The 8,190-nt window shown below is 36.1% G+C and carries 9 protein-coding genes and 1 pseudogene; 8 read left to right on the top strand and 2 right to left on the bottom strand.

The genetic code is table 11. The features are described from left to right. On the top strand, window positions 1–366 hold a 366-nt coding region (locus ABN256_RS18525), incomplete at its 5' end, for a fimbrial adhesin EcpD family protein (RefSeq protein WP_502929709.1). A gap of 26 nt (window positions 367–392) precedes the next feature. Here ABN256_RS18525 and ABN256_RS18520 read toward each other — a convergent pair. Beyond that, window positions 393–590 (bottom strand): hypothetical protein, encoded by a 198-nt coding sequence (locus ABN256_RS18520; protein ID WP_196554834.1) that lies wholly within the window; start codon window positions 588–590, stop codon window positions 393–395. Window positions 591–664: 74 nt separating this feature from the next. Beyond that, window positions 665–961 carry a phage holin family protein gene (locus ABN256_RS18515; RefSeq protein WP_196554835.1) on the bottom strand — a complete coding sequence of 99 codons (297 nt, stop codon included), beginning with the start codon at window positions 959–961 and terminating at the stop codon, window positions 665–667. 573 nt (window positions 962–1,534) lie between these two features. On the opposite strand from ABN256_RS18515, the gene ABN256_RS18510 reads away from it, so the two are divergent. From ABN256_RS18510 to ABN256_RS18480, 7 genes and pseudogenes are all read left to right on the top strand, one after another. Next, a complete protein-coding gene (locus ABN256_RS18510; protein WP_115350200.1) occupies window positions 1,535–1,795 on the top strand; it encodes an Ogr/Delta-like zinc finger protein in 261 nt (86 codons plus the stop codon). Between the two features lie 262 nt (window positions 1,796–2,057). After that, the gene (dhaK, locus tag ABN256_RS18505) at window positions 2,058–3,122 is read left to right on the top strand and encodes a dihydroxyacetone kinase subunit DhaK (protein ID WP_196554837.1); all 1,065 of its coding nucleotides are present in this window, start codon (window positions 2,058–2,060) and stop codon (window positions 3,120–3,122) included. A gap of 30 nt (window positions 3,123–3,152) precedes the next feature. After that, window positions 3,153–3,785 (top strand): dihydroxyacetone kinase subunit DhaL, encoded by a 633-nt coding sequence (gene dhaL, locus ABN256_RS18500; protein WP_196554838.1) that lies wholly within the window; start codon window positions 3,153–3,155, stop codon window positions 3,783–3,785. Between the two features lie 41 nt (window positions 3,786–3,826). Continuing rightward, entirely contained in the window at window positions 3,827–5,278 is a 1,452-nt protein-coding gene (gene dhaM, locus ABN256_RS18495; protein WP_349439883.1) for a dihydroxyacetone kinase phosphoryl donor subunit DhaM, read from the top strand. Between the two features lie 999 nt (window positions 5,279–6,277). Beyond that, window positions 6,278–6,877 (top strand): common pilus major fimbrillin subunit EcpA, encoded by a 600-nt coding sequence (gene ecpA, locus ABN256_RS18490; protein WP_196554840.1) that lies wholly within the window; start codon window positions 6,278–6,280, stop codon window positions 6,875–6,877. Between the two features lie 67 nt (window positions 6,878–6,944). Beyond that, window positions 6,945–7,631, top strand: coding sequence for an EcpB family pilus assembly chaperone (locus ABN256_RS18485; protein ID WP_349439882.1), 687 nt, complete (start codon window positions 6,945–6,947; stop codon window positions 7,629–7,631). A gap of 16 nt (window positions 7,632–7,647) precedes the next feature. Beyond that, window positions 7,648–8,190: pseudogene (locus ABN256_RS18480) on the top strand (hypothetical protein); the annotation flags it as partial.

Raw genomic sequence — 8,190 nt, 5'->3', positions numbered from 1 at the left:
GTTGAAGGGCCTAAAACAACAATCCGAGGTCAATCTTATTGCTTATTTAGCTCCAAAGATAAAAAAATGAATGTCCCATTTTCAGCTTATCTGACGTATACCGACGCCAGTGGCTCAAAAGTTAAAAATCGGGCCGCTTGCGATAATGTGCCTATCTCCATTAAAGAAGCACTCTGGACCCAGACCACATGGCCTCATCCTTATCAGTTAGAGGGTTATTTTTATCGTACTGATTTACAACTGACTATTCCAATGAATGAAAGCACCTCACTTTTTTCAATGGAAGGAGAAGACTGGATTGGCGTGGTAGAAGCCCGTGGTTATGTCAATGTATTTGCTGAATGGTCAGGGACTGATATTCACTAAGTAAAATAACCGTTTTCTTATTCCTATTAGGGATGAATTTCCTCTAATACATAAGGAAAAAGTTGAAGATCAAAGCAAGCATCCATGCTTGCTTGATCTTCAATTGCCGTTATTAACATCCGTTGTTCTAACGTTATATTGTCTCGATGCCATCCTTGAGCAATCCACCCCAAACTAAACGCCATTAGTGCAATCCATGCATATACCGCTAGTGTGTTGGACATGACCTAACTCCTTAGTCATTCGAGACAAAATTGACTTTACCGATTTTTATTATGATGAAAACGCGTAGCACTTTTTACTTGGTATCATCTTTTCCTGAAAAAAATTGATTACCTCGCTTACGTAACCAGATTTCGACTAATTGATAACCCACAATACCGAGCGCAGAGCCTATTCCCATTACTGCAACAGAATTAATCCCAGGCCATAAAATAAGCAGCACACCAGCAACAACTGAAACTGCAGAGCCTAAAATAATTTTGCCGATGAACAATCTTAATGTCATTGTTTCATTCGCAACGAGCATCTTCCCTAATGCAATAAATGCACCTACGATCACCAACGATATTAATGTGTTGTCATATTCATCCATGAATACACCTCATCTCTGATCACACTTTATTTAACTGTAAAAAGAAACCTCACCTCCCAATATTCACCAGATAATCTGTAAAGAATTAGCTGCAACCACAACCCTGTGTAACTGAATAAATCCTGATTGAGATAACGAAAGTTCCTTTTATTTCAACTATGCGCAATATCCATTTGCGATAAATAACAAGCTATTCAGTTATATTACAGCTAACTTCCTTGTTAATTTGTAATAGACATCCTTGTCTATTTATTCACTCATACTGAAAACTAACAAAATAAATAAATAATAAATTCAATATGTTGATCATCTCCGTATGATTTAACGTGAAGCTATTATCTACAAAGTTTGTATTTCAGGCTAGTAAGTTTGTTCGGTTAACTTCGGTTATCAATGCTTAACCGACAATAACCGAACTATTCACATTAATAAAAACAAATAAACTTGTTTTAAGCTTCTTTAAACGATATAAAAACAAATATTTATATAAAAAAACAATAAATAGGCTGGTTATAATACAAATTTCAGCTAATATAGAAGGTATTAAATAACCCATAGCAAAGAGAAAAAGAGATGCGTGTTTTAACTATTTTTTGTCCTGAATGTGGTGAAAAAGCGCTTATAAAGAAAAGTAATCGTAAACACAAAGAGTTATCCGATCTCTATTGTGCTTGCCGTGATCCTGAATGTGGACATACCTTTGTTTTAAATCTCACTTTTAGCCATACTCTTATGCCAAGCGCAAAAAACAAAGATACATTGTTATTGGATGTTATTAAAAACCTTTCTCCAGAGCAGCGAGAGAGAGCACTCACTCTTTTACAAGGCATGTAATCATCACGATCAGATACTCCCTTTTTCATTTTTTTTTATGATCTTGCTCCCATTCTGACAGGTTATTTGACTAACCTATTCTTATAGAAAGATAAATGATGTAGATTTATTTTTAAGCTAAATGAAAATAATTCTTATGTTTTAAATAATACAAACACCACGTGTTTGCCTATCCTTTACTTAATAATTTGTCAGCCACATAAACCATAAAATCGATTTCTGGTTTAAAGACTAAACACAAATTTCAAATGGAGCATTTAAGATGAAAAAGCTGATTAATCGAGTTGATGACGTGTTATCTGAACAACTACAAGGCTTTGCAAAGGCCCATCCTGAAATCAAACTTCATCCTTCCTCTTTTTATGTCACGCGAAAAGATGCTCCAATAAAAGGCAAAGTTGCGTTGCTATCCGGTGGCGGAAGCGGGCATGAACCCATGCATGCTGGCTTTGTAGGTAAAGGTATGCTCGATGGTGCATGCCCAGGTGAAATATTTACGTCGCCAACGCCAGATAAAATGTATGACTGCGCCAAAGAGATTGATAGCGGTGAAGGTGTTTTAATGATCGTAAAAAACTACACGGGTGACGTGCTTAACTTTGAAACAGCCACAGAGCTACTTCATGACGATGGTGTAAAAATTGCAACCGTCTTAGTGGATGATGATGTTGCCGTTAAAGATAGCTTATATACAGCAGGGCGCCGTGGTGTTGCCAACACCGTTTTAATGGAAAAACTACTGGGGGCCGCAGCTGAAAGAGGCGACTCTCTTGATAAGCTAGTTAAATTAGGTCATTACATTAATAATAATGGTTTTTCTATCGGGATTGCCTTAGAAGCTTGCACTGTGCCTGCAGCAGGAAAACCTTCCTTTACTTTACCTGAAAATGAAATGGAATTTGGTGTTGGTATCCATGGAGAGCCAGGTATTGATCGTCGTAAATTCACTTCACTCAATGAGACCGTTGATGCCATGTTTACGACCTTAATCGAAAATGGTCACTATCAACGCGTTATCCGTCATTGGGATCGTGAAAACGGCACATGGATCGATGAAAATCAAGAGAAACAACCTTTAAAATCAGGCGATCGCATTATTGCTTTAGTTAATAATCTAGGTGCGACACCACAATCTGAACTTTATGGTGTTTATCACCATTTAACCCAATGCTGTGAAAAATTTGGTTTAACCATCGAACGTTCTTTAATTGGTTCTTATTGTACTTCGCTCGATATGTCAGGGATCTCAATTACGTTGCTAAAAGTTGATGATGAATTACTTACCTTATGGGATGCACCTGTTAATACACCGGCGATGGTGAAATAAGTTTTTAATTACAAGAAAAGGGAACACGAAATGGCTTTAACTCATGCTCAAATCATTCTTTGGTTAGAACAATGCGCATCACTTTTTGAACAAAATAGTGATTATCTGACGGACTTAGATCGTGAAATAGGTGATGCCGACCACGGTTTAAATATGAATCGTGGTTTTAGAAAGGTACTTGAAAAACTGCCTGAATTTGAAAACCAAGATATTGGTACGATCCTTAAAACCACAGGCATGACGTTACTCTCAAATATTGGCGGTGCAAGTGGCCCTCTCTTTGGTACCTTCTTTATTCGTGCAGCAAAACCGACCGCTTCATTACAAAATTTAGAACTCAATCAATTTGTTGAAATGATCACTGAAGGTGTAGAAGGTATTGTGAGTCGAGGAAAAGCACAGCCTAATGACAAAACCATGTGTGATGTTTGGTGGCCTGTCGTTGAGTCATTAAAGCAATCTAATGAGCAAAATCTTTCTCTCAAAGAAGCCATTACCCAAGCACACATTGTGGCCGAAAAAGCCGCTGAAAATACCATTCCAATGCAAGCTCGAAAAGGGCGAGCAAGCTACTTAGGTGAGCGCAGTATAGGGCATAAAGATCCTGGTAGTGCATCTGTTGTGCTAATGATACAAGCCCTTGCAAATAGCATTAATGCATAACTGACCAAGTAACCAATACAAGCAACCCATAAAGGTCTACCATGATAAATATTGTTATTGTTTCTCATAGTAAGCATCTCGCTGATGGTGTGGCAGAACTTGCAAGTCAGATGATTAATCCTGCTCACTGTCAACTTGCGGTCGCCGCGGGTGTTAACGATGAAGAAAATACGATTGGTACTGACGCTGTTAAAATTATGACGGCAATTGAATCATTTTCGCCACAGGCACAATCTATCGTTGTCATGATGGATTTAGGTAGTGCCATATTAAGTGCAGAAACCGCAATTGAATTACTTGATCCTGAACTCGCTGAAAAAGTAACACTCTGCTCTGCACCATTAGTTGAAGGTACACTTGCAGCAGTCGTTGCTGCCTCTTCTGGTGCTTCTTTAGAGAAAGTCATTGAAGAAGCCTCAAACTCGTTATACCCAAAAAAAATTCAACTTGGCGAAAACTTCGTCCAGCCTAAAAATGATATTAATGCTCTCGTCAAAATTCAAGGTAAAGAGGCAAGCTGGGTCGTGCGTAATCCTCATGGTTTACATGTAAGACCTGCGGCTACTTTAGTGGAAGTGCTTTCTACCTATCATGCTGATTATCAATTAGTTAAAGGTGATAGACGAATTAATCCGCTGAGTTTAAATCAACTCTCATTAATACAAATTCGCCAAGGTGATGAAATAACGCTGATTGCTTCTGGTGAACAAGAAGATGAAGCGATCGCAGCCTTCCTTAAACTCGCTCAAAATGGCTTTGGCGAAGAGCTTCCTTCTGATTCTGACACGACAACCCTAAAAGGCATTTTAACCCCTGTCGCCCAAATTAAAGCCCCAGCATTTATTTGGCATGAAACTGAATTGTCGCCCGTAGAAAATTTGTCTGAATCAATAGATATTGATACTCAAATCATCAAATTTAATCATGCCATCAAAAATACGTTAAACGTTCTAAAACAGTATGCGGAAAAAGCGAATCAAGTCTTAGGAGAGCACATTGGGGCTATTTTTAATGGCCATATCATGATGTTAGATGATGATGAATTAATCACATCTGTAGTTGATCGTATTAAAGAAGAAAAAATTAACGCACAACAAAGCTGGTCTGATGAAATGCAAGAGAGAATACAGCTTTATTGTGCACTCACTGATCCTTATTTACGGGCTCGTGAACTTGATCTCCGTGATCTGCGTAATCAAGTCCTCTATCAATTGCAAGATAAAACACGCCCTGCATTTACACCATCACAACCGGCTATTTTGGTTGCTAAAGAGCTTTTCCCTTCCACCTTAATCCAATTAACTGATAGTCCATTAGTTGGCATTGCTTTAGCTATAGGAGATAGTCGTTCTCACAGCGCCATTATTGCCACTGAAATGCATTTACCTATGTTAGTGAATTTAGGGCCTGCACTATTAAAAGTGACTGAATCCCAGAAACTAAAAATAGATATAAACAAAGGTGAGCTGATTATTGAATCGCTCTCATCATAACCTCATTTTAAATTAACGATATAAAAAACCCGCACAATCATGTGCGGGTAAACCCACGAAATAACACGATTATCTTTAATACAACGTAAAAAATTAACTAACCACCCGATAAAGATCATTTTTTATTTTCATTTTAAAATAAGAAATTTACTATTTTCTAATCCTTCATTAACACTATTATATAACTAATTTTCAATTTAAATCTTTTTTATATTATCATTAAAAGATAACACCTCTTTTAATGATAATAGTTTTTTGATGGTATGAAAAATATAAAACAATTATTTTTAATTCTAAATGAAAAATACAAATCGTAATTGGATAGTTTATTGATTTTAATTTATAGAAAATATAAAAAACTTTGTAGATAAAAAACACCAAACTCAAAAAGTGAGTAAATATGTAAACCTAATACCATGAACAGGATTATAATCTATTATATCTAATATTTAAGTATAAAATAACTAACACAGTCTATTATAGAATGCATTTATATAAAAAAAACTAAAAATTCCAAATAATAAATATAAAGAAAAACAAAAAACCATAAAATAAATTAATCAGATTTTCATAAAAACCACTAAATAAAGATAAAAATAGATGTTATTAGTAATATTTTTTTATCAATTGAAATTAAGAAAGAATACTTATAGGATTTTTCTTATCACTTTACTTCCTCCTATTGTTTAAATTAACGCCATTAAATAATGTTTAATTATATTTATATCTTAATTGAAAGAAATTAAGCACATTAAATAAAGCTAGATTATTTTTATTTAAAACCTAAAAAATAAGACTTTTTATTTATGGAGACTTAACAAAAGAAATCAAGAATATCCCACCTCAAACTAATCAATAAAAGAGTTATTCTTTAAATATTTTCTTGAAATTATTTAAAGAGAAATTCTTTTATTTGAAGAATGTATCAGTGTATTTAATTTCTTTCATTAATAGAAAGATAAAAGCAATCTATTATAGATAATCATCAAAGGATATTTTATGAAAAAGCTGACATTGGCTGTTCTTGCTGTAGCTATTATGGGTGCGACAACTCTTGCTCAAGCTGATACTCGTAAAGCAAGTGCTGTTGCTTCATGGGATGCTAAAGCATACAAAGATACTAAAAGTATGTTAGTGGTTACACCATTAAAATCATTAACATTCAATTACGCTGAAGGTGTTAAAGCGTTTAACTCTCAAGACGGTGCTTTTGACATCACTATCCAAGGTCAAGAAAAAGCAACTGACTTCAAACTAACATCAAAAATCATCACCGATAAATTAACGCGTGCATCTGACGATAGTGAATTAACTGTTGGTATTAAATGGAATGGCACTGCATTAACTAACTCTACAGAAACCACAATGGTTGACGTAGCTGCTGGCACAACAGCTGGTCTTGATTTCTTAGCCCAAGATGGTGCTTACAACGGTAAAGATCGTGTAAGTGGCCAAAGTCAATTCACCTTCAATATCGCTTCCGCAAAAGTTGCTGGTGCTGATGCTAAATTCTCTGATTTAGCTGATGGTTACTGGGATGGTGATGTTAAAGTTCAGTTTACTGCAACTTGGGAAGGCGACTTCACAACAACTCCATAAGCCATAAAGTTAGTTTTTTAATAATTAAGGGGTGAGCGAATTTTTCGCTCTCCCTCAAGGATTCGCTATGAAAAAAATAATATTAGCCTGTTTGAGTCCTTTGGTTTTTTATAGCCAATTTGCAGCAGCCATTCATGTCGGTGCCATTACCGAAACTATGCCATCTGACCAAACTATTCTTGCCAAAGAAATTGAAAATAATGTCGATCAGGCTCGTTTAGTCGGATTATCTATTGAGCGCATTTCATCACCTTTGGAAGATGGAAAAGTGCTCCCTTTAGTCAATAACGAGATTTTGATCTCACCAGCAAACTTAATTTTACCCGGCAAAACTAAAGAAAGTTTTAAAATTTTCTATAAAGGCCCTAGTGATAACCAAGAACGTTACTATCGCTTAGTCTGGCGTGACGATCCGGTGACTGAAACAGGATCAACGCAAAATGCAAAAGCCGCAACGGCAACGACGTCTGCCATGATAAGCACCATTTTAGTGGTTGCTCCTCGCCAAGAAAAATTTGATTACCGTTTCGATAAAAATGCTCGCATTGTCTATAACACAGGAAATAGCTCGTTTCGTACCGTCGCTACAGGTGATTGCATGCCAGATGCTGTGACAAAAAATGAAAATAATCGCTGTAGTGAACGCTACTACGTTATGCCAGGTCTTGGCGTCAAGTTAAAGCAAGTCGATGTTCAAAGTAAAAAAGCAACTGTTGGTATTTGGCATAACGACGATTTTATTATTATAAATTAATTAATAAGGACTCCTTGTGCGTAAATCTGTAGTGGCACTAGGCATTGCTATGTTCCTATTGTCCGAGAATACATATAGCCAACCAACCAGTTTAAAGATTGGTAATTATATTATTCCTAGTGTCTTTGCCACAGCATTAGAAGAAGGCATGACGATCCCAGTCTATTTACGTTACGAGCGTTCTAATCAATCTGTATTAAACGAACAAAGCCGTAATAAAATTGCAGATGCGCTTGTGGTACTTAAAGATAATCAACTTATCATAAGTTCTATCACACCAACTTATGAGAGTGACGATTCTCAAGTTGCTTCTATTAATGAAAAAATTATTAATTCACTTGTATCACTAAAAGATGCACAAATTGGACAACAAGGGAAAATAACACTCTCACCAGATGCCACTCTTGTGTTTGATTTAAACTCATTCATTATGACATTGGATGTCAGCGAAGCGGGTCTTGCCACGCAAGTCAAAGCGCGTACGGAAATGTTAGGAAAATCAACAGTTGATAATCTTTCCTCCGTCACCACCTATGATTTAGGTGTCTATAACAATCAA

This window comes from Proteus sp. fly-1008 (assembly GCF_040140305.1).
GTDB lineage: Bacteria > Pseudomonadota > Gammaproteobacteria > Enterobacterales > Enterobacteriaceae > Proteus > Proteus vulgaris_B.
Note: the sequence above shows the minus strand (reverse complement) of the source record. Positions and strands in the feature narration are given on the sequence as shown.

Coding starts and splice junctions, on each gene's coding strand:
- dhaL (WP_196554838.1), top strand. CDS start 3,153: ATGGCTTTAACTCATGCTCAAATCATTCTTTGGTTAGAACAATGCGCA.
- ABN256_RS18485 (WP_349439882.1), top strand. CDS start 6,945: ATGAAAAAAATAATATTAGCCTGTTTGAGTCCTTTGGTTTTTTATAGC.
- ABN256_RS18520 (WP_196554834.1), bottom strand. CDS start 590: ATGTCCAACACACTAGCGGTATATGCATGGATTGCACTAATGGCGTTT.
- ecpA (WP_196554840.1), top strand. CDS start 6,278: ATGAAAAAGCTGACATTGGCTGTTCTTGCTGTAGCTATTATGGGTGCG.
- dhaK (WP_196554837.1), top strand. CDS start 2,058: ATGAAAAAGCTGATTAATCGAGTTGATGACGTGTTATCTGAACAACTA.
- ABN256_RS18510 (WP_115350200.1), top strand. CDS start 1,535: ATGCGTGTTTTAACTATTTTTTGTCCTGAATGTGGTGAAAAAGCGCTT.
- dhaM (WP_349439883.1), top strand. CDS start 3,827: ATGATAAATATTGTTATTGTTTCTCATAGTAAGCATCTCGCTGATGGT.
- ABN256_RS18515 (WP_196554835.1), bottom strand. CDS start 961: ATGGATGAATATGACAACACATTAATATCGTTGGTGATCGTAGGTGCA.